At 69.4% G+C, this 24324-nt stretch carries 18 protein-coding genes; 11 read left to right on the top strand and 7 right to left on the bottom strand.

What is annotated here, in order from left to right; all coding sequences use genetic code 11:
- Nucleotides 1-64: 64 nt before the first annotated feature.
- The 8 genes from QH168_RS21960 to QH168_RS21995 all read left to right on the top strand — a co-directional run bounded on the left by QH168_RS21960 (nt 65) and on the right by QH168_RS21995 (nt 9445).
- Complete coding sequence (locus QH168_RS21960; RefSeq protein ID WP_280236651.1) at nt 65-748, top strand: TetR/AcrR family transcriptional regulator; 684 nt, start codon at nt 65-67, stop codon at nt 746-748.
- A 367-nt stretch (nt 749-1115) separates the two neighbouring features.
- A complete protein-coding gene (locus QH168_RS21965) occupies nt 1116-2165 on the top strand; it encodes a 3-oxoacyl-ACP synthase III family protein (RefSeq protein WP_280236652.1) in 1050 nt (349 codons plus the stop codon).
- A gap of 2 nt (nt 2166-2167) precedes the next feature.
- On the top strand, nt 2168-3091 hold the full coding sequence (locus QH168_RS21970) for a hypothetical protein (RefSeq protein WP_280236653.1): 924 nt from the start codon (nt 2168-2170) through the stop codon (nt 3089-3091).
- Nucleotides 3088-4767, top strand: a complete 1680-nt coding sequence (locus QH168_RS21975; protein ID WP_280236654.1) for a fatty acid CoA ligase family protein — start codon at nt 3088-3090, stop codon at nt 4765-4767. Before QH168_RS21970 ends, QH168_RS21975 begins: the two co-directional genes overlap by 4 nt.
- Entirely contained in the window at nt 4764-5051 is a 288-nt protein-coding gene (locus QH168_RS21980; protein ID WP_280236655.1) for a hypothetical protein, read from the top strand. The genes QH168_RS21975 and QH168_RS21980 overlap by 4 nt, the downstream gene beginning before the upstream one ends.
- The gene (locus QH168_RS21985; RefSeq protein WP_280236656.1) at nt 5048-6094 is read left to right on the top strand and encodes an NAD-dependent epimerase/dehydratase family protein; all 1047 of its coding nucleotides are present in this window, start codon (nt 5048-5050) and stop codon (nt 6092-6094) included. The genes QH168_RS21980 and QH168_RS21985 overlap by 4 nt, the downstream gene beginning before the upstream one ends.
- Before the next feature lie 31 nt (nt 6095-6125).
- The gene (locus QH168_RS21990; RefSeq protein WP_280236657.1) at nt 6126-7316 is read left to right on the top strand and encodes a peptide synthetase; all 1191 of its coding nucleotides are present in this window, start codon (nt 6126-6128) and stop codon (nt 7314-7316) included.
- Nucleotides 7313-9445: an MMPL family transporter gene (locus QH168_RS21995; RefSeq protein WP_280236658.1), complete on the top strand. Its 2133-nt coding sequence runs from the start codon at nt 7313-7315 to the stop codon at nt 9443-9445. Before QH168_RS21990 ends, QH168_RS21995 begins: the two co-directional genes overlap by 4 nt.
- A 107-nt stretch (nt 9446-9552) precedes the next feature.
- On the opposite strand, the gene QH168_RS22000 is transcribed toward QH168_RS21995, so the two are convergent.
- The 4 genes from QH168_RS22000 to QH168_RS22015 all read right to left on the bottom strand — a co-directional run bounded on the left by QH168_RS22000 (nt 9553) and on the right by QH168_RS22015 (nt 13414).
- Nucleotides 9553-10053 (bottom strand): Rv3235 family protein, encoded by a 501-nt coding sequence (locus QH168_RS22000; protein ID WP_280236659.1) that lies wholly within the window; start codon nt 10051-10053, stop codon nt 9553-9555.
- A 169-nt stretch (nt 10054-10222) separates the two neighbouring features.
- Entirely contained in the window at nt 10223-11137 is a 915-nt protein-coding gene (locus QH168_RS22005) for an RNA polymerase sigma-70 factor (RefSeq protein ID WP_280236660.1), read from the bottom strand.
- Nucleotides 11134-12336, bottom strand: a complete 1203-nt coding sequence (locus QH168_RS22010; RefSeq protein WP_280236661.1) for an NAD(P)/FAD-dependent oxidoreductase — start codon at nt 12334-12336, stop codon at nt 11134-11136. Before QH168_RS22010 ends, QH168_RS22005 begins: the two co-directional genes overlap by 4 nt.
- 127 nt (nt 12337-12463) lie before the next feature.
- Complete coding sequence (locus tag QH168_RS22015; protein ID WP_280236662.1) at nt 12464-13414, bottom strand: quinone oxidoreductase family protein; 951 nt, start codon at nt 13412-13414, stop codon at nt 12464-12466.
- Between the two features lie 96 nt (nt 13415-13510).
- Here QH168_RS22015 and QH168_RS22020 point away from each other — a divergent pair, with 96 nt between their 5' ends.
- Entirely contained in the window at nt 13511-14038 is a 528-nt protein-coding gene (locus tag QH168_RS22020; RefSeq protein WP_280236663.1) for a TetR/AcrR family transcriptional regulator, read from the top strand.
- 36 nt (nt 14039-14074) lie between these two features.
- Here the strand turns inward: QH168_RS22020 and recD are convergent, their stop codons facing one another.
- From recD to recC, 3 genes are read right to left on the bottom strand one after another with little or no spacing between them, the layout of a single operon-like run.
- Nucleotides 14075-15958, bottom strand: coding sequence for an exodeoxyribonuclease V subunit alpha (recD, locus tag QH168_RS22025; RefSeq protein ID WP_280236664.1), 1884 nt, complete (start codon nt 15956-15958; stop codon nt 14075-14077).
- The gene (locus tag QH168_RS22030) at nt 15955-19284 is read right to left on the bottom strand and encodes a UvrD-helicase domain-containing protein (protein ID WP_280236665.1); all 3330 of its coding nucleotides are present in this window, start codon (nt 19282-19284) and stop codon (nt 15955-15957) included. The genes recD and QH168_RS22030 overlap by 4 nt, the downstream gene beginning before the upstream one ends.
- Entirely contained in the window at nt 19281-22844 is a 3564-nt protein-coding gene (gene recC, locus QH168_RS22035) for an exodeoxyribonuclease V subunit gamma (protein WP_280236666.1), read from the bottom strand. Before recC ends, QH168_RS22030 begins: the two co-directional genes overlap by 4 nt.
- Before the next feature lie 273 nt (nt 22845-23117).
- Here recC and QH168_RS22040 point away from each other — a divergent pair, with 273 nt between their 5' ends.
- On the top strand, nt 23118-23315 hold the full coding sequence (locus QH168_RS22040; RefSeq protein ID WP_280236667.1) for a hypothetical protein: 198 nt from the start codon (nt 23118-23120) through the stop codon (nt 23313-23315).
- A 97-nt stretch (nt 23316-23412) separates the two neighbouring features.
- Nucleotides 23413-24309, top strand: a complete 897-nt coding sequence (locus QH168_RS22045; RefSeq protein ID WP_280236668.1) for a tat pathway signal sequence — start codon at nt 23413-23415, stop codon at nt 24307-24309.
- The last annotated feature ends 15 nt before the right edge of the window (nt 24310-24324 follow it).

A 24324-nucleotide genomic window follows, 5' to 3' on the forward strand; every position in this document is an offset into this window, starting at 1 on the left:
CTCCGTGTCAAGCTCTTCGATGTGCCCGAGCGCCATGAACCGATCCGCGGGATGAAGGTCGGCCATGCCTGAGACCACCGCCGCACGCCGCGGCCGACCGCGTCAGACCGAACAGCAGGCCGAGGAGGTACGCGCCAGGATCGTGCTGGCGACGGCCGAGGTGTTCAGCCGGAATGGGTCGCGCGGACTGAGCGTCGCGCAGATCATCGAGCAGGCCGGGCTGGCCAGGCCCACGTTCTACCGATATTTCGCCAATGCGATTGAACCGCTGCGCGTCGTCCTCGATTCGTCCAACGAGGGCCTGGTCGGCGGCATCCGTGAGGCGCTGACCGTCACCGCCGAGGGCACCGAACTCGGCATCCGCCTCATCGATGCCTATCTGGACTGGGCGCGCGGGCACGGCGCGATGCTGCGCCCCCTGTTCGCCGAACTCCACGATCCAGGGTCGCCGGTATCGGGCTACCGGGAACGGGCCCTCGACGACATCCGCGCGATCGTGCGCGAGAAATTCACCGAACTCGGCCGCCCCATACCTTCGCCGCTGGATCTGGACGCCTCGCTGCACGTGTGCGAGTACGTGGTCTACCGCATCTCGGCCGGGGCCGATCCCGGCTCCGAACCCGACCCCGAGACGGTTGCCGCCGCCCGCGTCACGATGATCCGGGTGGTCTTGGCAACCCTCGGCAATACCGATGACCTCAACTACGCGATGGAGCTGCCGGGCATCTTCCCCGCCGCACCGCAGTGACCGCCGGACCTCCCGAAACGGACACCGGACCCACCGTCACTCAGTGAAGTCACTCACAGCGACTCATGGGTAGCGGGGGCACGCAAGAGCTTCCAGCTGGTTAGCCGAATATTTGCTCGATCGCCACCATCGCGTAGTGAGGAACTCTGGCGTTCCCTTCAGCAGGGTGGCGAATCGACATGCCGTCATAGCCGATCGGTGACCAGGTTGGTGATACCGCACGAAACACACACTCCAATCCCCCGGCGCCGCAGCACAGTTCGACACTTCGTCGGACTCCGACGGTAGTTACCGTCGGGTAATGTCCGCGGCGTCGATCACCAGGAACGATCCCCGAACGCATTCGTCATCGATTTCAGGAGCACACGTGCTGCATTCTCGATTCGAATCCATCGGCGCCTATCTGCCTTCGAACGTTGTGACCACCGATGAGGTGTTGTCCCAGTTGGCAATTCCGCCGTCATTCGATCTCGAACGGATCACGGGCGTCGAGGAACGCCGCGTCCGCGACACCCGCCCGGACAGTCACGAGGATTCGTTCACGCTCGCCGTCGCCGCGGCCACCGACTGTTTATCCAGGTCACGGTATGCGGCATCGGAGATCGACGTCATCATCTCCACGTCGATCACCCGCAGCAAGAACGCGACCCGCATGTATATGGAGCCGTCGTTCGCGTCGGCGATCGGGCGGGCGATCGGCGCGACCGAGGCCATCACGTTCGATATCTCCAATGCGTGCGCGGGAATGCTCACCGGCACCTACATTCTCGATCGAATGATCCGTTCGGGTGCCGTGCGCAATGGTCTCGTCGTCAGCGGTGAAGCCATCACACCCATTTCCGATACCGCCGTGAACGAGATCTCGGAAAAATACGATCTGCAATTCGCCTCGCTCACCGTCGGCGATTCCGGATGCGCGCTCGTGCTCGATCAGGCCGTCGATGACGCCGACAAGATCCACTACATCGAGATGATGACCGCATCGGAGTACTCGCATCTGTGTCTCGGGATGCCCAGCGACAAGACCCAGGGCGTGGCCCTGTACACCGATAACCGCAAGATGCACAACGAGTCCCGGTTCCTGCTGTGGACCGACACCCAGCGCGATTTCCTCGCCGCCAGGGGACGCACCTTCGCCGACGAGGAGTTCGACTACATCATCCACCACCAGTTCGGCGCGGCCGCGGTCCCGTATATGAACGCGATCGGTGAACGGGAGTTCGGCAGCCCGATGCCGCCGGATCTCAATGTCATCCACAAATACGGAAACACCTCCACCACCTCGCATTTCATCGTGCTGCACGATCAGCTCGGCGAGGCGAACATTCCGGCCGGATCGAAGGTGTTGATGATCCCCGCGGCCTCCGGGGTCGTCACCGGTTTCCTGTCCACCACCATCTCCTCCCTGAAGGTGTGATCATGGGCGTGCGTATCACCGCCACCGCTGTCAGCCGTGCCGACCAGACCCGCAGCGTGGTCGACAACAGCGGCCGGGCCGCGCGGGAGTGCCTGGAACGAGCCGGGGTCCGGCCCGAACAGGTCGGGGTACTGATCAATGCCGGTGTGTTCCGCGATGCCAACACCGTGGAGCCCGCGGTATCGGCCTTGATCCAGAAGGCCGCCGGGATCGGGCTCGAATACGGTGTGGACGATCCGCGGACGTTCTCCTTCGATCTGATGAACGGCGCGGTCGGCGTACTGGACGCGGTCCGGGTGGCCACGGCGATCCTGGAGACCGGCAGCGCGACCCATGTGCTGATCGTCTCCGGTGACACCCACCCCTCGATGACCCGCACCGCCGCCACCGACGACTTCCCGTATGCGAGTTCGGGCGCCGCGCTGCTACTCGAATCCGATGACGGCCCTGCGGGTTTCGGCCGGGTACATAGCATCGGCGGCTCCGGCGGTCCGGCGGTGGAAGCGTATGTGGACACCGCGACCATGGGGACGGCGGGCCGTGGCCTGATGACGGTGGTGCGGGAGCCGGATGCCGAGCAGCGGTTGCTCGCCCTCGCCACCGAAGCGGCGCTGACCGCGCTGGCCGATTCCGGCCACGCCGACCTGACCGGCACCGCGCTCATCGCCTCGACTCCCAGCGCGTCCTTCCCGGTACGGCTCGCCGAATCCCTCGGTATCTCCGCGGGTTCTGTCCTGTTGCCCGATCTCACCGACGGTGATCCGCATACCGCGACGCTCACCCAGGCCTACGATCTGGCGGCGACGCGCAACGACCTGCACGGACATACGCATGTGCTGTTCGTGGCGGCAGGTGCGGGTCCCTCGGCGGCGGCGGTGCTGTACCGGCTGCCCGCCCGTGCGGCCGCCGCCGGAGTCGCCGCGTGAGCACGGCGACCTACTGGCAGGCCATCGATCGGTTCCGCGCCGTTGCGCAGGCCGATCCGGACCGTGACGCGGTCATCTTCCCCGTCCACGTCCCCGAGGACCGGACACCGGATTACCGGGCACTGTCCTACGGCGACCTGGATCGCTGGTCCGATGCGATCGCCGAACGCCTCACCGCGAACGGCGTCACCGCGGGCACCCGAACGATCGTGCTGGTGCTGCCGAGCCCCGAGCTGTACGCGATCATGTTCGGCCTGTTGAAGATCGGCGCGGTGCCGGTGGTCATCGATCCCGGTATGGGTGTGCGGAAGATGGTGCACTGCCTGCGCGCGGTCGAGGCCGAAGCGTTCATCGGGATACCGCAGGCCCATGCGGTCCGGGTGCTGTTCCGGCGCAGTTTCCGGCGTGTGCGTACCAGCGTCACCGTCGGCAGGAGGTGGGGCTGGGGTGGGGACAGCCTCGCCGACTGGGGTCGCGAACCGGGCGGTGACCAGCCCGATCGCGCACCGGCCGATCCCGGCGAGGTGCTGCTGATCGCCTTCACCACCGGTAGCACCGGTCCGGCGAAGGCGGTCGAACTCACCCACGGCAACCTCGCGGCCATGGTCGATCAGGTGCACGCCGCGCGTGACGGTATCGCACCGGACACCTCGCTGATCACCCTGCCGCTGGTCGGAATCCTCGACCTGCTGCTCGGCGCGCGCTGTGTGCTGCCGCCGCTCATCCCGAGCAAGGTCGGTTCCACCGATCCGGCGCAGGTGGTGGATGCGATCAACCGTTTCGGGGTGCGCACCATGTTCGCCTCCCCCGCGGTGCTGATTCCGCTGCTGCGTGAGCTGCGGCGGCGGCCGGACCGGCTACCGACATTGGACAGCGTCTTCTCCGGTGGTGCGCCGGTGCCACACTGGTGCATCGCCGGGTTGCGCGAAGTTCTTCACGACGAGGCCAGGGTGTACGCCGGATACGGCTCCACCGAGGCGCTGCCGATGTCCACCATCGAATCACGGGAACTGCTCGATGGTCTGGTGCAGCGGACCCGGCGCGGAGAAGGCGTCTGTATCGGGCGGCCGTCGGACGGGGTCGAGGCACGGATCGTTGCCATCACCGACGATCCGCTGCCGACCTGGGCCGACGCCGAACGCCGGACGGCCGCATCGCTCGGCGCGCACGGGATCGGTGAACTCGTGGTCTCCGGCCCGAACGTCAGCACCCGGTATTACTGGCCGGACAAGGCCAATGCCGCCGGGAAGATCGCCGAGGGCGCGCGGATCTGGCATCGCACCGGTGATCTGGCGCGTATCGATGAGCTGGGCCGGATCTGGTTCTGTGGACGCAAGAGTCAGCGGGTGCTGACGGCGTCCGGTCCGATGTTCACCGTGCAGGTGGAGCAGATGTTCAACTCCGTACCGGGTGTTGCCAGGACCGCGCTGGTCGGTGTGGGCGAGCCCGGAGCACAGCGCCCCGTGCTGTGTGTGGAGCCCGAACCCGGCGCGGACACCGCCGCCGTGGTGTCGACGCTGCGCGCCGAAGCCACACGCTCCGAACTCACCGCCGCGGTGGATCATTTCCTGATCCACCCGTCGTTCCCGGTGGATATCCGGCACAACGCGAAGATCGGCCGGGAGAAGCTCGCCGGGTGGGCCACCAAGCAGCTGCGTGGGAGCTCGACCCGATGAGGACGACGGCTTTGCGGGCGGTTCCGATCGCCGGTTGGTTGTACCTGGTGGCCGGGCTGGTCGCGGCGGCCGCGGGCCGCGCACCGGCGAATCGGCCGCTGCGCGCCCTGTGGTGGATCGATGCGTTCCTGAGCACTGTCGTGCATGCCGTCCAGATCCCCATCGCCCTGCGCGCCGCGCGGCACACCGGACGGTCGGCCACCGAAATCGCGCTGATGACACAGATTTTCGGCCTCACCTGGTGGCGCACGATCGATCACGGGAAGCGGGAGGACACACGATGAAGGTTCTGGTGACCGGTGCGTCCGGTTTTCTCGGTGGTGCGCTGGTGCGCCGCCTGGTGCGTGACGGTGGTCACGAGGTGTCGATTCTGGTGCGCCGCACCAGCGATCTCGGCGACCTCGGTGACCTCGACGGTGTGCGGACAGTGCATGGTGATCTGACCGATGAGGCCTCGTTGCGTCGCGCCACCGAGGGCGTCGATGTGGTATTCCACAGCGCGGCTCGGGTCGACGAGCGCGGTACCCGCCGCCAGTTCTGGGCCGAGAACGTGCGCGCGACCGAGGTTCTGCTCGAATCCGCACGGCGGCACGGGGTATCGCGTTTCGTGTTCATCTCCAGCCCGAGTGCGTTGATGGACCGTGACGGCGGCGATCAGCTCGACGTCGACGAATCGCTGCCGTATCCGCGCCGGTATCTGAACCTGTATTCGGAGACCAAGGCGGCCGCCGAACGCGCGGTGCTGGCCGCCGACGCGCCCGGATTCCGCACCTGCGCGTTGCGGCCGCGGGCCATCTGGGGCGCCGGGGACCGTTCCGGTCCGATCGTGCGGCTGCTCGGCCGTACTGCGGCGGGTTCGCTACCGGACCTGTCGTTCGGCCGGTCGGTCCATGCCTGCCTGTGCCATGTCGACAATATCGTCGACGCCTGCGTGAAGGCCGCCACCGTCGACGGGGAAGCGGTGGGCGGTAAGGCGTATTTCATCGCCGATGGTGAACGCACCGATGTCTGGCGGTTCCTCGCCGCCGTGGCCACCGACCTCGGCTACACACCGCCGAGTCGCACCCCGAATCCGCGGCTGGTGCGCGCGGCGGTCGCGGTGATCGAGACGATCTGGCTGCTCCCCCCGGTGGCGACCCGTTGGTCGCCACCGCTGTCGCGGTATGTGGTGGCGCTGCTCACCCGCTCGGCCACCTACGACACCGGTGCCGCCGCCCGAGATCTCGGCTATCACCCCATCGTCGACCGGGACTCCGGTCTCACGGCGTTCATCGCCTGGCTCACCGCCAATGGCGGTATCACCGAACTCACCCGGACGCTGCGCTAGCCGCGCACCGACACCCCTCAGCGAGGTAGATATGGCTTCCGGTAGCGCATTCCGCCGGATCTCTCCGACCGAGCGCATGTATTTCCCGATGCGTGATCTGGCGCCGCCGTTCCTCATGCAGCTCGTTTTCCCCGGCGAAGGCGCGATCGATCCGGAGCGGCTGCGGCAGGCGGTCGCGGTCGCGTCGGCGGCCTGCCCGGGGTCGAGGCTGGTCCGCCGGGGGCGCGACTGGGTCGACAGCGGTGTCCCCGCAACCGTACGGGTGGTCGACGATCGGACGATCGATTACGCCGCACTCGACGGTGATCGGGTGCTGCACAGTCCGATCGGGCCGACCGACGAGGCGACCTGTGAGGTGCTGCTGCTGACCGCGCAGCCGGTCACCCTGATCTTTCGGGTCTTTCACGCGGTGATGGACGGTATGGGCATGGTGTCCTGGGCGCTGGCCGTCCTGGCGGCATTGCGTGGGCAGGAACCGGAGGCCATGCCGGACCCGGTGGCCGACCAGGAGCTGGTGCGGCGCATCGGCGCACCGGGCAAGCCCACGCTGATGTTGCCGAAGTATCGGGCGGCGGTGGGGCACGGCCGCCAACTCCGCGGTGCGCCGCGGCACCTGTTGCGCCGCCGCACCATCGCGACCAGTGCCCCCGGCGCGGTGGCCCGGATCGCGGCGATCCTCGCCGAGCACACTCCTGGTACCTCCCGGATCATGATGCCGGTCGATCTGCGCCGTCACGACCCACAGCTGCGCTCCACCGCCAATCTCGCACTCCCCTTGTTCTTCGATATCACCGCGGGCACGACCTGGACCGAGATCGACGCGCTGAAACGTTCGGGCCTGGAGCAGCGGCTCGAACTGAATCAGATGGACAACAGCGGACTCGCCGAGATCCCGCGACCGGCGGGCCGCGCCCTGCTGCGCACTCTCAACTGGCTCGGCGCGAGGTTCGGCCGGAATCTGGCCTCGGCGACCGTATCGCATATGGGCCGTTTCGATCTCGACGAACTCGCCACCCCGGAGTTCCGGCCGACCTCGGTGCTGATCATCCCGCAGCACAGTGTGGCGATGCCGTTGCTGTTCGGGCTGATGGAATCCGGTGGACGCACCGAGTTGACGGTATCGGCCCGTAACGGACGCGGTGTCGCCGAGCGCCTCGATGCGCTGCTCGACCGGATCGTCGCCACCTTGGCCACCGAACCTGCCGATGCGGGCCCCCGATGACGGCATGGGCTCGGGTCGTCGTCCACCGACCGCGTACGGTCCTGGCGGTCGTGATCGGGCTGATGCTGCTGTGTGCGGCCTACGGCGCGGGCGCGGCCGAGAAGGTCGGCGCCGCAGGGTTCACCGATCCCGGTAGCGAATCCGGTCGGGTGGACGCACTCGTGCGGGCACAACTAGGCCCGACGACAGCCGATATCGTCGCCGTCTACACCGCGCCGGAGGGGCAGTCGCTCGAGGCGATCGGTCCGCAGATCAGCGCCGCGATCGACCGTATCGATCCGGCGCTGCTGGAGCGGCCCGTCGAAACGTATTGGCACAGCACGCCCCCACGCACCCAGTTCCTGCGCTCGGCCGACGGCAGACAAGGGCTCGCGGTGGTCTATCTGGCAGGCGATGAGAATCAGCGGATCACCGCGTTCGGTGACGTCGAAGCGGAGCTGCGGGTGCCGGGCCTCAGCACCCGGTTGGCCGGTTACAGCGCGCTGGCCGATGAGATCACCACCCGATCCCAGCACGATCTGATCCTCGCCGAATCCATCTCCATCCCGGTCACTCTGCTCATCCTGGTGCTGGTGTTCGGTGGCTTCGCGGCGGCATCGCTGCCGGTGCTCGTCGGGGCGCTCGCGGTGGGCGGATCGCTGGCGGTGATCCGGGCGCTGACCGAGATCACCGAGGTCACCACATTCGCGGTGAACATCGCGTCGTTGATCGGGCTCGGTATGGCGATCGACTACGGCCTGTTCCTGGTGACCCGGTTCCGTGAGGAGATCGCCGGTGGTCACGGCGTGCCCGCGGCCATCGAGCGGACCTGCGCGACGGCCGGGCGCACCGTCGCGTTCTCGGCCGCATTGCTGATCTGCGCCTTCGCCGGAACGTTCGTCTTCCCGCAACCGGTGCTCCGCTCTCTCGGGTTCGGTGCGATCGCCGCTGTCGCCCTGGCCGCCGCACTGTCGCTGACGGTATTGCCCGCGATGCTCGCGCTGTTCGGTGCGCGGATCGGCGCTGCGCGGGAACGGGGACGGACCGAACGGTTCTGGGGCCGGGTCGTGGATGCGGTGCTGCGCAGGCCGGGGATCGTCGCGGTGGCGGTCACGGCGATCCTGTTGGCGCTGGCGACGCCGCTTTTGGGAGTGCGACTCGGCGATATCGACCATCGGGCGTTGCCCGCGGACAATCCGATGCGAGCCACGGTCGATGAGCTCACCGAACGTTTCCCGGCGGCGAACAGTGGTGTCACCGCGGTGCTGCACGGGCCAGGTGGCGCCGTCCCGGCTGCGGCGGCGGTCGCCACTGTGGTGCGCGAGATCGATGCGGTACCCGGTGTGGGCCCGGTGTTCCAGGTGGGGCGCGCAGCGGATTTCGTCGTCGTGCACGCGATGCTCGACAGCGCCGACCGTAGCGATGCGGCCATCGACGTCGTTGCCACGCTGCGCGCCCTCGATCCGCCAGCGGGGACCGAACTGCGGATCGGCGGTGATACCGCGGCCACCGTGGACAGCGTCGACTCGATCACCGCCGCGATGCCGTGGATGATCGCGGTCATGGTGGTGGCGACGCTGGTGCTGCTCGCGGTGGCATTCCGCTCGATCGTGCTGCCGCTCAAGGCGGTCGCCATGGCTTTCGTCAGCCTTGCCGCCACCTTCGGCATTCTCACCTGGATCTTCCATGACGGGCACCTGGCCGGAATGCTCGGCGTGACACCGGGACCGCTCGCCGCGGGCATGGTCGTGCTGATCATCGCCGTGGTGTTCGGGTTGTCCACCGACTACGAGGTATTCCTGCTGTCACGGATGGTCGAGGCCCATCACGCCGGAGCCGACACCGCCGCCTCGGTACGCACCGGCACCCTGCGGACCGCGCGCGTCATCACCGCCGCCGCCGTTCTGCTCATCGTCGTCACCGGCGCGTTCACCCTCTCCCCGCTGACACCCATGCGCTTCCTCGGGATCGGCATGATCCTGGCGCTCATCATCGACGCCACGCTCGTGCGGATGCTGCTCGTACCGGCGCTGGTGCAGCTGATGGGGCCGCTCAACTGGTGGATGCCGGGCACCGGGAGCGCTGCCGGAGCACCACGGAAAGCATCTATGCGAGAACATGCTTCCAGCGACGGCGCGCCTGTCGGATGAGGCGAGCGCCCGCGGACCGTCGGCGGATCCGTGCCATGGCCGGTCGCTGATTCCGTCGACGCCGCGCACATTCACACCGGAACAGCCGATGTCACCGGCGAAGGACGCTAGGTGATGCGGAGGGCGGTGAGTCGCCAACCGTGTCGGCGGGTGTGCGTGACGCACGCGGCGAGGGCGAAATGCCTCGAGCCGCGGCGGTATCGGGCGCAGACCTCGGCCGCGGGGCCGTCGTCCATGGCGATCGTCACCCGCACCGGCACCGCCGGTCCCAGTGAGCGGCCGGGCAGGTCTCCCGTGGTCAGCGTGCGCATCCGGGCGACCACGTCGGGGCTGGCGAATGCGGCCAGCTGGGTGAACGGTCGGCGGTGATCGAGGATCTCCAGGACGGCCCGCACTGTCCGCTCGGCGAACAGCTGTGCGGCGGCGGGTGTTCGGTCCGCGGAGCGCGCGGGGTGCAGCGATGGGCGTCGGTTCGGTGGCGTCGCTGTGCGCGTCGCGCATGCGGATGACGACGTCGTCGCACCTCGTCGCGGTCGGATTCCCGAACCGCAGACGGGTGTCGGCGCGGCACTCGTCGACGCCGTCAACCGCACCTGCTCGTCAGCCATGCACCATCCCCTGACTCCCTGCCGAACGACCGACGGAACCCGCCGGGTACGACGCCAAGTGCCTCGCACGCGCCGATTCTGCTGTCCCGCAACAGCACTGCCACGAGTAGCGCACTACCTGTTCCGCGTCGGGTGTGGACGCACGAACCGAGTGATGCGGGATCGACCGTCAGTGGTCGCCGAGGTCGTGTACCTCGCCCAGGCCGATCCCGTGGAGCTTGTCCGGGTTGGCCACATTGTGGATGGCGACGATGCGGCCTTCGGGGTCGAGCGTCAGGGTGATGGTGGCGATGACGTGATCGGGGCCGCGGAACAACAGGCCTGCGGCACCGTTGATCTCGACCATGTCGACCCGCATATCCGCGGGTTCGACGCCCTGATAGGCGCGGTCGCCGAGAGCTGCGAACCAGGAGGCGACGGTATCGGCGCCACTCACCGGGCGCAGGGCCTGGCGTACCTTGCCGCCACCGTCGGTCCACAGCGTCACGTCCGGCGCCAGCAGCTGCATGAGGGTATTGATGTCACCGCCGGTGGCGGCCGCGACGAATCGCGCGGTCACATCGCGCTGGGTGTTCCGGTCCGCGCTGAACCGTGGCCGCCGCGCCTGGACGTGGCCGCGGGCGCGGTGCGCCGCCTGTCGCACCGCCTCCTCGGAGCGGTCGACGGCGTCGGCGATCTCGGCGTAGCTGAAGGCGAATACTTCCTTCAGCACGAACACGGCCCGCTCGATCGGGCTCAGCGTCTCGAGCACCACCAGCATCGCCATCGACACCGATTCCGCGCCGGTGACGTCGTCGACGATGTCACCGCTGGTGAGGATGGGTTCGGGAAGCCATGGTCCGACGTAGGTCTCGCGTTGGCGGCGGGCCGATCGCAGCCGGTCCACGGCCAGATTGGACACGATCCGCGCCAGATAGCCCTTGGCGTCGGCCACACCGGAACGGTCGGCGGCCGACCATTTCAACCAGGCGTCCTGCACCGCGTCCTCGGCGTCGGCGGCGGAACCGAGGATGCGGTAGGCGACGGCGAACAGCAGGCTGCGGTGCTCGTCGAATACCTGCTGGCCGTCATCGGGCACGCTCATCGCGCACCGGCCCCACGAGTGTAGCGGCCGCCGCTCGGCCAGAAGGCACCCGAACCGGGGAACCTGGTCATGCGCAGGAAGGTCGACCATGGTGCGGCGTTCACCGTCTCCTTGTACCAGGCCGCGCGCTTCCCGGTCAGGTACCAGCGGCGCGGCGAGCCGTCCGGTTTCGTGAACTGGACCACCGCGTCGGCGCGGCCGATGCTGATCGGTGTGTGGTAGTAGCCGAACCGAAAAGGCTTGGGCTGCTTACCTTTCAGCTCCCGATACAGCGACACCGCGGCGTGCACGCCGGTCGGCATACCACTCTGGCAGGTGCCGTGCATGAGTCCGTAGCCCTGTTCGATGGCGGCGGCGTCGCCGACGGCGTAGATGTTCGGATGCGAGACCGAGCGCAGGGTGGCATCGGTGACGATGCGGCCGAGATCGTCGACGACCACACCCGCCGCGGCGGCCAGCGGGAGGGCGCGGACACCGCTGGTCCAGAGCACGGCGTCGGCGGCGATGCTCGCGCCGTCGGCCAGTTCGACCGAATCCGCCAGCACCTTCACCACCTCGGCCCCGGCGCGCACCTCGACACCCAACCGGTCCAACCCGGCCCGCAGGTGGGCGCGGGGCTTATCGGCCAGGTCGGCGCCGGGTTCGTCGCGGCCGAGCAGCAGCACCCGCAGCCGCGGATACCGTTCGGCGATCTCGGCCGCCGACTCGATCCCGGTGAGTCCGGCGCCGCCGACGACGACCGTCCCGGTGTCGAGCCGGTTCAGGTAGGCGGCCAGGCCCGCAGCGTCGGCGGGACCGTCGAGGGCGAAGGCATGGTCGTCAGCGCCGGGCACCCGTCCGGTATCGGCGACGCCGCCCAGTGCGTAGACCAGCGTGTCGTAGTGCAGTAGCCGCCCGTCCGCGAGGCGCACGGTGTTCGCGTCCGGATCGATCTCGCGGACCCGGCCGCGAATGAACCCGACCCCGATACTGTCCAGCAGTGCCGGGATATCGAATTCGGCGAGCTGCTGCCCGGTGGCCGCCTGATGCAACCGCAGCCGCTCCACGAACCGCTCGCCGGCATTGACCACCGTCACCCGCACATCCTCGCGCCGCTTCACCCGTGCCCCGAGATTCACCGCCGCCGACAACCCCGCATACCCGGCACCGAGGATCAGGATCTCCCGCCCGGCCACATCCATACCCTGCTGTTCACGCATCGCCGCATCCTTCGTCGTAGGGACTCGATGCACACCAGACGTGCGCGGCTCGCCGGAACGTGACATCGGCCGCCGTGAGCCGCGTCACGGATGGATTCATCGGGCCGGGCAGGTAGATCCTCGGTGTTCAGATCGCCAGGATGGTCTTGCCGATCGCCGTGCGGTCCTCGAACGCGCGGTGCGCCTTCGCCGCCTCCGCCAACGGCAGCACCGCACCGATGACGGGTTCGAGGTCACCGCGCACCGTCAGCTGCTCCGCGCGACGGGCCAGCTCGGGCCACCCTTGCGGACGGTAGCCGAGACTGAACGGAATCAGTGTGGCGCCCACCGGAAGCAATCGGTCCGAACCGATCTCGACCGGCTGGCCGCTCGCGGTACCGAAGATCACCATCCGCGCGCCGGGCGCGGTCAGCAGGCTGTACGCCTCGCGAGCCGTCTGTCCACCGACAGTTTCGAGCACCACCGAGACCGGCCCGACCTCCTCGACCCATCCCGGCCGGGTGTAGTCGACAGTCACGTCGGCGCCGAGATCGGCGGCCAGCTGCCGTTTGGCCGATTCGCTCGCCGCCGCCACCACCCGCGCGCCCGCCCGTTTGGCCAGCTGGACGAGCAGGCTGCCGATCCCGCCACCCGCCGCCTCCACCAGCACCGTATCGCCGGGGCCGATCCCGGCGGTCTCGATCACGCCGACGGCCGTCGCGCCCTGCCCGAGCAGTGCGAGGGCCCGGTGCTCGCCGAGCCGCTCGTCCAGCGGAATCACCGCCGCGTCCGGTACCCGCACCAATTCGGCGTAGCTGCCGCTGGCGACCGTCCCGACGACCCGCTGTCCGATCCGATCGGCCGCCACACCGGAACCGACGGCGACGACCGTCCCCGCCACTTCGATCCCCGGCGTATGCGGCAGCGGCTGCCCGAGCGGGTCGGGGCTCACTCCCGCCCGTACCTGTACCTCGAAGTAATTGACTCCTGTTGCGGCCGCCCGGACGAGGACCTCCCCCGCTTCCGGTACCGGATCGTCGACCTCCTCCAGCCGCAGGACCTCCGGCGGGCCGTACTCGTGATAGCGGACTGCGCGCATGTTTCTCTCCACCTTCCACAACCGGACTAATAGTCCGTTTAACGAAAGGCTATGATACGGACTATCAGTCCGCTTTTGTCAACAGGAGGTTCCGCGATGCGTGCCGACGCCGAGCGCAACCGGGCCGCGATTCTCGCCGTCGCGGGGCGACTGATCTGCGATGACAAGCTCAGCAATGTCTCCATGGACGAGGTCGCCGCGGCGGCGGGCGTCGGCAAGGGCACGTTGTTTCGCCGATTCACCGACCGTGAGGGCCTGATCCGCGCGCTGTTCGACGACCGGACCGCCCGCGGATGGGATGAGGTCCGCCGACTGGCCGCGGACACGAATGTTCCGGTGGGCGAGCGCATCCTGACGGTCGTCGCCTACGTCTTCGATCTCACCATCGTCGAGTTGCAGCCCTTGACGCGCGCACTGCCCGAGGGGTGCCAGGCAGAGACCTGGGCGCCGTGGCGCGAACTCCTCGCGGGTTTGATCGCGCAGGTGGCCCCCGATGCCGACGCCGAATTCCTGGCCATCGCGATCTTCTCCAGCATGCGTCCGGACATCACCGATCTGACCTCCCGGCAACGCCACCGCGACGGCGTCCTCTCGCTCACCGCACGTGTGCTCGCGATCGGTTGATGGGTCCCTGCCGCGTCTTCGAACGACCGCGCCGGTTCAGTCCACGCGGTGACTGAGCCCGCTGGCCCGCAGGACCCGTCGGGCGGTGGCGGCCCGGATGGCGGCTTCGGTGCCGATGATGCGGACGTGGGTGCGGGCTCGGGTGATGGCGGTGTAGAGCAACTCGCGGGTGAGCAGGGTGGATTCGGGTTCGGGTAGCACGATGGTGACCGCGTCGTACTGGCTGCCCTGGCTGCGGTGGATGGTCATCGCGAAAACGGTGACCACCGCGGGGAATTGGGTCGGATGCACCAGATAGGGTTCGCTGCCGCGTTGCAGGGCCGCGCGCAGTGAGCCGTCCGGGCGGCGGATGACGACGCCGGTGTCGCCGTTGTAGATGCGGGCCTCGTGATCGTTGGCGGTGACGAGCAGCGGCTGCCCTGGATACCAGGTCGGCTGCCCGGTATCCGGGCCCGCGCCGGCCGCGGCGGCCCATTCCGCACCCATCCGGTCCCAGCGTTCGACACCGAACGGCCCCTGCCGATGCGCGCACAGCAACCGATGCGACTCCAGCGCGGTGAGCGCGGCGGCGGCGTCACCGGCGAGGGCGGCCTCGGTGACCCGGCGAGCCGCGTCGACCACATCGGCGCGCACCGCGACGATGTCATCAGGTTCGCACAGCGACAGCGCGCCGCCGCCGGCCCGCAGCAGTTCGAGCGCGGTATCGGCGTCGCCCGCGCGGACCGCGACCGCCAGGTCGGCGATCCGGCCGCCGAAGCGGCGGCCGCGGGTCAACCGGACGATGCCGCCGCGCAACCGGGCCTGCTCCAGCGCGGTCAGTGCCTCGGGGTGTGCTGCGCCCGCGTCCGGTCCGGTGATCCGTTCCAGCATCGGGTTCGGTGTGCCGACCACCGGTCCGGCAACAAGATCGGCGAGGACGGCGCCCGCGTCGACCGAGGCGAGCTGGTCCGGGTCACCGACCAGTACCAGCCGGGTATCCGGGCGCAGCGCCGTCATCAACCGGCTCATCATCGTCAGCGACACCATCGAGGTCTCATCGACCACGATCACGTCGTAGGGCAGGCGATTGAACTCGTGATACCGGAAGCGAGTACCGCGACCACGCTGCCAGCCGAGCAGCCGGTGCAGGGTCGACGCGGTCAGATCGGGCAGGCCGAGTTCATCGGCTTGATCGCGCACCGCTTCCTGTAGCCGCGCCGCCGCCTTCCCGGTGGGCGCGGCGAGCGCGATCCGCAGCGTCGGCGCCTTCGGATTCGCGCGCTGATGCGCGTCGAGCAGGGCGAGAATGCGCGCGATCGTATGTGTTTTGCCGGTGCCGGGGCCACCGGCGACGACCGTCGTCCAGTGGGTCGCGGCGAGCGCGGCGGCCAGGCGCTGCCGGTCGGGCGCCGTCGAGTCGGCCGCCGTGTCGGCGAACAGTCGATCGAGTTCATGGCGCACCACCTCCGGGTCGACCACCGGATGCCGGTCGGCCCGTTCGGTCAGCACCCGCCGGATGGCCTGTTCCTGCTGGTAGTAGCGATCCAGATAGAGCAGCGGGCCACCCTCCCGACGCTCTTCCACCAACCGCAGCGGCCGCAGCGGTCCGGCCGCACCGCCGAGGATCAGTGGGCTGGCCCGCAGTGCCGCGAGTACGTCATCGAGCTCCGGCCACGGCAGCTGCGCGGGATCGATGCTGGTGTCCCAGGTTTCGTCGGCGTCGATGCCGATCTCACGCATCCGGGCCAGTTCCAGGCACACCGAGCCCGAGCGCACCGCACGCACCGTCAGCGCGGCGGCGAACAGCGCGAGTTCGGATTCCTCACGTCCGAGCCTGCCCAGCCGCACCGCGACGTGCACATCGGCGGCCGAGAGCACCCCGGCTTCGTTGAACGCCCGCAGCAATCCCGTGCCGCGCTGGGCGATCTGAATGGAGGTCATCGCACGGCTCCCGCCAGCAGATCCGACAGCGCGACCACGAGGGCAGCGGGCGGCGACCAGTCGAAAACGCCACGGCCCGAGGGTGTCTGCGGGCCGATCATACCGCGCACGAACAGGTACGCGGCGCCGCCGAGATGGGCGTCCGGGTCGTAGCCCGGCAGGCGCCAGCGTAGATAGCGGTGCAGCGCAACCGAATACAGCAATGCCTGGAGCGGATAGTGCGAGCGGATCATCTCCGCCGCCATCCGGTCACGGGTGTAGTGCTCGACGGTGAGATCGCCGGTGCCGAGCCGGTTGGTCTTGTAGTCGACGATGACGAAACGTCCGTCGGGCAACCGCAGGACCGCGTCGATACTGCCGGTCAGATAGCCGCGCAGCGGGTTGTCCTCCAGTGCTTCCAGGTGGTCGGCGTACGGGTGGAAATCGTCGGTGGCCGGCAGATGTGCGCGCAGCAGCGCGGCGATACCCCGCAGGGTCGCGGCGTGTGCGCGCACCGTATCGCCGCCTGCCAGGGGCAGTTCGAATTCGAGTTCGCACAAGCGGTCCCGGCTGGGGATATCGGCGAGGGCACCGTAGGGCGATGGGGTGCGTAGGACGGCCAGCAGCGCCGTCGCCAGCAGCGTCGGGTCCGCCTCGGCCAGCATGTCCTCGATCCCTTCCCGGCAGCGCAGCGCGACTTCGGCGGCCAGGTCGGCGGCGTCGGTGTCGATGCGTTCGAGCACACCGTGCACCAGGGTGCCGAATTCCGCGCCGTAGGGCAGATCGTTCATCAGCGATGGCGCACCGGATTCCGGTTCGATGACCGCGAGCACCGCGCCGTCGGGTTCGTCGTCGGGACCGCGACCGTCCTCCGGTTCGCTGTCCGGCGCGGCGGCGTGCGCGGCGGCGGTCAACGCCGAATAGGACGTACGCCGCCATTGATGATCGAGCAGGCGGTCGAAACTCGCCGCCGCGAGTTCACCGGTCTCGGTCTCGATCCGCGCGCGGCGCGGTTGCACGACCGGTGCACCGTCGACGACGTGCAGCGTCACCGAGGCACCTGCCGCATCCACCCACGCCGACAGCCGCTCCGCGACAACCGAATCCGCGGGAACAGATACCCGGTGCGCCACATCCTCCCCGCCCGGAGTGCGGCCGAGCAGCATCCGGTGCAGCGGCGCGTGATCGGTGGTGAACGCCGGTGCCCACCACGCCACCACCTGACACATCGCCCGAGTCAGCGCCACGTACAACAGCCGCAGCTCCTCCCCCGCCTCCTCGGCCTCGGCGCGGCGTTTGCGGTCGGCGTAGCCGGGGGCCTCTTGGCCGCCGACGTCCAGGACGCGGGTGCCGTCGTCCTCATGGAACAGCAGTGTGGCCGCCTTCGGATTCCGGGCGCTGTCCCATGCGAACGGTAGATACACCACGGGGAACTCCAGGCCCTTGCTGGCGTGCACGGTCGCGATCTGCACCGCGGCGGCGTCGCGGTCCAACCGTCGGCTGCGATCGGTGACCGCACCCGAGGCCGGATCGCGTACCCGGTCGGCGAGCCAGCGGGTGAGCGCGGTCAGCCCGTAGCCCTCGGTGAGTGCGATCTGGTCGAGCAGCTGGGCGATATGGCGCAGGTCGGTGAGCCGGCGTTCGCCGTTGTCAATCGCGAGCAGCCGTGGCGCCAGTGCGGCCTCGGCGGAGAGCTTCTCGAAGACGGCCGCGAATCCGGCGCGAGCGAACAGCCGGGCGGCATCACGCAGCTGCGCGCTGACGCGGCCCACCAGATCTGCTCCGCCGCTGTCGATCTCGGCCGCGGTGATCCCGAGCAGCGGTGTACACGCGGCCAGGCGCACTCGATCACCGCGATGCGGCTGTTCAAGGGCGCGCAGCACCCACAGCCAGTCGGTGGCGCTTTCGGTGGCGAACACGCTGGTGCCACCGGCCAGCACCGAGGCGACGCCGACGCGATCGAGCGCCGCGCGCACCACATCGATCTGGGAACGGGTGCGGACGAGGACCGCGATATCGCCGGGGTCGATCGGCCGCCCTCGCGCGCCGTTGTTCCCGTCACCGATCTGCACTCCGGCCGCGAGCAGCCCGACGATATCGGCGGCGAGATCCTCGGCGACTCTGGCCCGCATCCGCCCCACCGTCGGGAATCCACTCCTGTTCAGCGGGCCCGCCCCCGTACGCGGCATGCATCGCAGCCGCAACGGTGTCACCAGCTCCTGCGGCCCCGACAGCCGCGACCACGGTTGGGTCGGCGCCACCGGATATACGGTGATGGCCTCGTGACCGAGCGCCGCACCGCCCATCACCTGATCGATGGCGGCCAGCAGCCCGGCGTCGCTGCGCCAGTTCACGGTGAGTTCGCGCCGGGTCTCGGCATGGGCGGCCGCGTCGAGATAGCTCAGCACCTCGGCGCCGCGGAATGCGTAGATGGCCTGTTTCGGGTCGCCGACCAGAACCATGGTGGTGTGCCCGTGGAAGGCCAGCCGCAGAATGTCCCATTGCAGCGGATCGGTGTCCTGGAATTCGTCCACCAGCGCCGCCCGGAACCGGTCACGGATACGGGCGCAGGCGCGCGGCCCGTGCTCCGGATCGGTCAGCACATCGTGCAGCAGCACGAGCAGGTCGTCGAAATCGCGTACCGCCGAGAGTCGTTTGCGGCGTTCGGTTTCGGCGCGCACCGCCACACCGAAGGCGACGCGTTCACCGGTGAGGTCCTCGGTGTCGGGCGCGAGTCGCGCCTGCCGGTCCCGCACCGCCGCCAGCGCAAGGGTGTGCGCTTCCTTGATGGGGAACGGTGGCTCGGTGCGTGCGTAGCGGTGCAGGTACAGGTCGTCGGCGACGGTCGCCACCAGTTCGTCCACGTTCTCGACCAGTCGTGCGCGCTGGTCGTGTTCACCGGCCAGCCCGAGTTCGTCGAGCATGCGTTGGCAGAAGCTGTGGGTGGTGGCGATCGCGCCCGCGTCGAAATCCGAGAGCGCCGCCAGCAATCGGGCCCGCCTGCGCCACACCTCGTCGGCATCGGCGTCGGCCAGGTGGCGGACCAACTCGTCGGTGTCGACGCGCGCGGCGTCCGGGTCGGCCAGTGCGGCGGCGACGCCCACGAAGCGGCTCCTCGTGCGTTCGCGCAGCTCCTGGGTGGCCGCGCGGCTGAAGGTCACCAGCAGCAGCTGCGAGATGTCGATACCGGCCTCGGCCACATAGCGCACGGCCAATCCGACGATCGCATACGTTTTGCCCGTCCCCGCACTGGCCTCGAGCACCGTGGTGCCGGTGGGCAGCGGGCCGATGGGATCGAAGGCGGTCTCCAGCCGGGGGTGGGTGTCCGGTGTGAGATGGGCGGTCATGGCTGCGCCTGCTCTTCCGCGCGCAGCAGCGGAGCCCACAGCCGCCGCGACAACGCGCCGAATCGGGTGCTCTCCCCCGGCTCGCCCGGCGGTGCGGGCGCCGCGATCAGATCGTCGATGCGCGGTGCCGACCCCCAGATGTAGCGCAGATGGCGGTCGGTGTGCTCGCCATATTTGTCCGGACCGTTGGCGCCGCCGTTGAATTCGCGTTCGGCGGCGCTCACCCCCTCCTCCATCGTGCCGCCGCGATAGCGACGCTCGGCGTAGGCCGCCGTGGCGGCGGTCGCGATCGGCAGCGGTTCGGTGAGCCCCGTATCGCGCAGCGCCACCAGCTCGCGCAGTATCGCCAACGCCTCGGGCGCGGGCGGTGCGGTCAGTTCCGAACGCCAGGCCGGGCGGCGGAATTGGCCGCGGCCGATGGTCACCGCCCGCCACGGCCGATCCTGCGTGGCCGCCAACGCCAGCAACGACACCCAGGCCGTGATCCGATGTTTCGGCGCCAGCCGCGAATAGGTGGTGCGGACCAGGGTGTCGCCACGCACCTGCGGCACCGTGCCGGTGAGCCGACGGCCGCCGCCGAGATCGACCACGATATCGACCGCGCGCGCCGCGATCTCGTACTCCGGCCGAGCGATCCGCACCAGGGTGTCCACCGTGTGCTCGACCTCGTGCAGCACCGCACCGCCGAGTCCGAACGGCGGCAGCGTGCCACGCCGCCATTCCGCCGCCCGCAGCTCCGCCGCCTCGGCGCCGTTGAGCCGGGCCGCCAGCAGACGTTCACCGAGATCCCATTTCGCCAGACCGTCCAGCTCGATGGGCAGACGGTCGGCGATATCGTCGTCCTGATCGGGGACCCGCAGGCCCAACCGCTGCCACAGGAATGCGCGCACCGGATGTTCGACGAACGACATCAGTTCGGCCAGCCCGACATCCACCGGATCGGCGGCGGGCAGCGGCGCGGCCAGGAACGGCGGCGGCGGATGCGAGGGGCCGCCCGCGGCGCGGGCACCGGCCAGCGCCACGGTGTCGAAGCTGAACGGCCGTTCGGCCCGGAAGTTGCGACGATCGAACGACTGCAACGGATGTCGCGTCACCACTTCGCCCATGCCCGCCGCACCGACGTGCGCGCGCAACACATCCAGCAGTTCCGCCACCGGGACGGCGGGCGGTCGAGGCGCACCGGAGACCGGATCGGAGCCGGTGTGCAACAGCACAAGACGCTCACCCGCCGCCATGATCGCGTCCAGCAGCAGTTGACGGTCCTCGGCCCGATGGTCGCGCTCACCCAACAGCGGGTTACGGGCCAGCACATCGTCGCCGTCGACGGCACCGGCGCGCGGGAACACATCGTCGTCGAGGCCGAGCAGTACGACCACCCGATGCGGCACCGAACGCATCGGGACCATGGTGCAGACAGTCAGTTCGCCGGTGCGGAAGTTGGCGCGGGTCGGGCGCGCGGCCAGCCGTCCGGCCAACAGCACCGCCACATCGGCCAGTCGCAGGGGCACGTCACCGGCGAAGGCGGTGGCGGCGGCGAGTTCGCGACGGGCCTCGGTGCGGATCCAGGCCTGCGATTCCGGTACATCGGTCAGCAGATCGAGAGCGCGGGCGAGCACCGCGGCCCATTCCGAGGCCGGACGCGGACCACGCAGATCACGCAGCGCCACGGCGAGTCGATCGACGAACTCGGCGAACCGTCCGGCCAGATCGACATCGTTGCTGTCGACGTCGTCGAGCGGCAACGCGAGGTCGAGCCAGTCCTCGGAAGTCTCCCCGGCGGTGACGCCGAGCAGGATCCGATCGACGGCACTGTTGAGGGTGTTCTGCGCGAAGTCGGCCAAACCGAACGCCTGCCGCTGCCGCTGCCCGATCCCCCAGCGCGCACCGGTCTCGGCAGCCCATTCCCGCAGCCGCTCGATATCGTCGTCATCGAAACTGCAACGGCGGCGGACGGTTTCGGAGGCGGCCAGATCCAGCACCTGGGTGACGGTGACGCGTCCGTCGGCCAGTTCGAGCAGCACCGAGATCACCCCGAGCAGCGGGTTGGTGACGGCGCGTCCCCGGTCGGCCAGCCGCACCCGCAGCCGATGCGCGGGATGGCCGGGCTGGCCCGAATCCCCCACCTGTTCAACCGATCCCGGCACCCGCTGCCCGAACGCCGCACGCACCAGCGGAGCGTACGCCTCCACCTCGGGGCACATGATCAGCACATCACGCGGTTCGAGGGTCGGATCGGCGGCGAACATGGCGAGCAGACAATCGCGCAGCACCTCCACCTGCCGCGCCGGACCATGACAGGCGTGGATCTGCACGCTGCCGTCCGCAGCGGCAGGTGCGGCGGGCCAGCGATCGGTGCGGAGGCCGTCCTGCAAGGCGTGCAGCAAGGTCGCGCGATGCGGCCTCCCGGCCACCTCGGGGCGGTCGGAGCTTCCGGTATCGCCACCGACTTCCGCGCTCGTGGACGCACGGACGTGTCCACCCGCACCGGAGTCGGCAACAGAGCCGGACCACTCGGCGCCACGTCCACCCACCTCGGCCTGTTCGACAGTCGTGTCCGGCGAGCCACCGGCGACCCGGCTCGGCGGGCCGTCCGCATCGGGAACCGAACCAGTATCGGCGCCGCCACCCCGGCCATACCGCTGATCTGTTGCGGCCGCGGGCAGCCGCTGCTGCAACTCCCGCACGTCACGCGCCAGGCCCGCCAGCAAAGGATGGTCGACGGCGGCGCCGGTCCCGTCCTCCGCTCGGGTGCGGGCCGGGGCGATGCTCTGCACTGCCGTCCACATCGCCGGACTCGGATGGGTCAGCCACAGGTGCACATCGCGATGTTCGGCCAGGGCCGCGATCACCGCGAGCTGATCGGCGGGCAACCTGGTCGGGCCGAACAGCGAGACCCGGTCGGGTAGCGGCACCGTTGCCGGTTCGGCGCGCAGGACATCGCAGGCGGGCCCGAGTCGCTCCGCGGGGCTCGGCGCGCCGATCTCCTCCCGCAGGCACCGCCACAGCGCGGGCTGCCAGCGCAGATCCTCCGGTACCGGCTGCCCGGCGCCATCGGTATCGGCGCCCGCCGCCCAGTCCGCGATGAGCCGCGGACGTTGCGCGCTGTAGCTGTCGAACAGGGTCGCCAGATGAGCGGCGGTGGCGTAGCGGCGACCGGCGCGGTGGCTCGACGCACCCTCGCGCACGCCGAGGTGCCTGGCCAGTACCGCGCACCACGGCTGCGTCAGCGACGTGTCGATCACCCGCAGCAACGTCCACACCATCCGGTCGTGCGCCCACGGATCGTCCTCGGGCGTCACCCCGCCCGCGACGGCCAGCGCCTCGGCCACCAGCGCAGCGGGCGAGGGGAAGGCGATATTGGCGGCGATCCCATCGGCGCCGGAGGACGCCGATACCCCAAGGACGCCCGAAAGCCGCTGTGTCAGCCAACGTTCCACACCCTTGGCCGGTACCGCGACGACCTCGGTGGCGAACGGATCCGGCAGTGGGTCCGACAGCAGCGTGGCCAGCGCGTCGGCCAGCACGTCGGCGCGTTCGCCGCGATGGATGTGCAGCGGCATGCGCGCCCTCTCCTCCGATGCGGTCCGCCTCGGCACGCCCGGCCACACACCACCGGCCTCGGGTCGAGCACCTCGGCGCTTCGTGCACCCGTTATACGCCCAGCGACCGACGCGCAACCGCAGCGGCCCATCACACCCCGCGTGACATAGGCCACATACACGATGGGTATTCGGCCGTGTCATCCAGGGATCGGCGGCCCGCTGTGCCACAGTCCTTCCCCGGGGAGGAACGGGAGACTGCACCGAAAGGCTGGTTCACGTTTCATGGATGCGATGGTGATTCCCCTGGTACCGAGAGGCGGGTTCACCGTCCGCCGCATCGGTGACCGCTGGGAGCTCGTCAACTCGCGCTGCTACGGCCGCACCGTCGTCCTACACTCATGGCCGCGTGACCAGCACGCCGAGGCGTTCGAACACTGCCACCGCCTCAACGAGGGCGCCACCGCACAGCAGCACGCCATCCAGCGCTGATCAGCGCGCCGAAAGTTCTTGCCGCACAGCGATAACGGCGCCGCTACCATAAGCGGCCGCTGAGCTCAAGACGTGCGCCGGGCGCACGGATATGCCAATGTGGTCCCTCGTGCGTTTCCCCATGGCCGCTACCGGGGCCGTTCCCCGCGTCGCCGCATCCGCCTGTGTCCTCGCCGCCGCCGCCATCGCGCTTCCCGGTGTGCCCGCCATCCTGCCTACCGCCGCGGCCGCGCCGCCCGCGCACACCCAGGCCTGCCTGTCCGGCTTCGACTGCGATATGAGCAGCCGGATCGCCGAGGTGAACGCCTATCTGAAGAACCGGCCCGGCGTCACCGGCTACGTATTGCGCGACCGGGTCTCCGGCGGCGTGTACGCCAACGAGCACGCCGAGGATTCGGTGTGGACCGCCTCCACCATCAAGCTCGCCATCGCGGCCGACCTGCTCAATCGGGCCCGCGTCGGCGCGATCGGACTGTCGCCCGAGGATCGCGGCCTGCTGGAGTCGATGCTGGCCACCTCCAACGATCAGGCCGCCGACGTGCTGTGGAACAAGTACGCGGGCCTGGACCGGATGGCCTACAACAACGCCTTCCGCGCCAACGGCATGACCGGGCTCGTTCCGCAGCCGACCACCACCGCGCTGTTCCCCGATTGGTCGTTCCAGAAGTGCACCGCCGCCGACCTGGACCGGCTCATGTCGCATGTGCTCGACCGGATGCACCCCGACGACCGCAACTACCTGCTCGACCGGATGCGCAAGGTCGATATGAACCAGCACTGGGGTGTCTGGGGCGCGGGCGCGGCCATGCGACCGGGCCTGAAGAACGGCTGGTCGGCCGAACAGGGCGGCTGGGTGGTCAACTCGGTCGGTTTCGCCGGACCGGGCGAGCGCTACACCCTGTCGATCATGACGTCCATGGGTGACACCGGCGGCTACACCGACGGCGCCGACACCGACACCGAGATCGCCGAGATGCTGCTCGCCGGACGCTGAGTCCACCGGTGTGTT

Source organism: Nocardia cyriacigeorgica (assembly GCF_029868385.1).
Lineage (GTDB): Bacteria > Actinomycetota > Actinomycetes > Mycobacteriales > Mycobacteriaceae > Nocardia > Nocardia cyriacigeorgica_F.

What these genes read in the sequence shown, in the direction of transcription:
- QH168_RS21960 (WP_280236651.1), top strand. Translation starts at nt 65, where the DNA reads ATGCCTGAGACCACCGCCGCACGCCGCGGCCGACCGCGTCAGACCGAA.
- QH168_RS21970 (WP_280236653.1), top strand. Translation starts at nt 2,168, where the DNA reads ATGGGCGTGCGTATCACCGCCACCGCTGTCAGCCGTGCCGACCAGACC.
- QH168_RS21980 (WP_280236655.1), top strand. Translation starts at nt 4,764, where the DNA reads ATGAGGACGACGGCTTTGCGGGCGGTTCCGATCGCCGGTTGGTTGTAC.
- QH168_RS21985 (WP_280236656.1), top strand. Translation starts at nt 5,048, where the DNA reads ATGAAGGTTCTGGTGACCGGTGCGTCCGGTTTTCTCGGTGGTGCGCTG.
- QH168_RS21990 (WP_280236657.1), top strand. Translation starts at nt 6,126, where the DNA reads ATGGCTTCCGGTAGCGCATTCCGCCGGATCTCTCCGACCGAGCGCATG.
- QH168_RS21995 (WP_280236658.1), top strand. Translation starts at nt 7,313, where the DNA reads ATGACGGCATGGGCTCGGGTCGTCGTCCACCGACCGCGTACGGTCCTG.
- QH168_RS22000 (WP_280236659.1), bottom strand. Translation starts at nt 10,053, where the DNA reads ATGGCTGACGAGCAGGTGCGGTTGACGGCGTCGACGAGTGCCGCGCCG.
- QH168_RS22005 (WP_280236660.1), bottom strand. Translation starts at nt 11,137, where the DNA reads ATGAGCGTGCCCGATGACGGCCAGCAGGTATTCGACGAGCACCGCAGC.
- QH168_RS22010 (WP_280236661.1), bottom strand. Translation starts at nt 12,336, where the DNA reads ATGCGTGAACAGCAGGGTATGGATGTGGCCGGGCGGGAGATCCTGATC.
- QH168_RS22015 (WP_280236662.1), bottom strand. Translation starts at nt 13,414, where the DNA reads ATGCGCGCAGTCCGCTATCACGAGTACGGCCCGCCGGAGGTCCTGCGG.
- QH168_RS22020 (WP_280236663.1), top strand. Translation starts at nt 13,511, where the DNA reads ATGCGTGCCGACGCCGAGCGCAACCGGGCCGCGATTCTCGCCGTCGCG.
- recD (WP_280236664.1), bottom strand. Translation starts at nt 15,958, where the DNA reads ATGACCTCCATTCAGATCGCCCAGCGCGGCACGGGATTGCTGCGGGCG.
- QH168_RS22030 (WP_280236665.1), bottom strand. Translation starts at nt 19,284, where the DNA reads ATGACCGCCCATCTCACACCGGACACCCACCCCCGGCTGGAGACCGCC.
- recC (WP_280236666.1), bottom strand. Translation starts at nt 22,844, where the DNA reads ATGCCGCTGCACATCCATCGCGGCGAACGCGCCGACGTGCTGGCCGAC.
- QH168_RS22040 (WP_280236667.1), top strand. Translation starts at nt 23,118, where the DNA reads ATGGTGATTCCCCTGGTACCGAGAGGCGGGTTCACCGTCCGCCGCATC.
- QH168_RS22045 (WP_280236668.1), top strand. Translation starts at nt 23,413, where the DNA reads ATGTGGTCCCTCGTGCGTTTCCCCATGGCCGCTACCGGGGCCGTTCCC.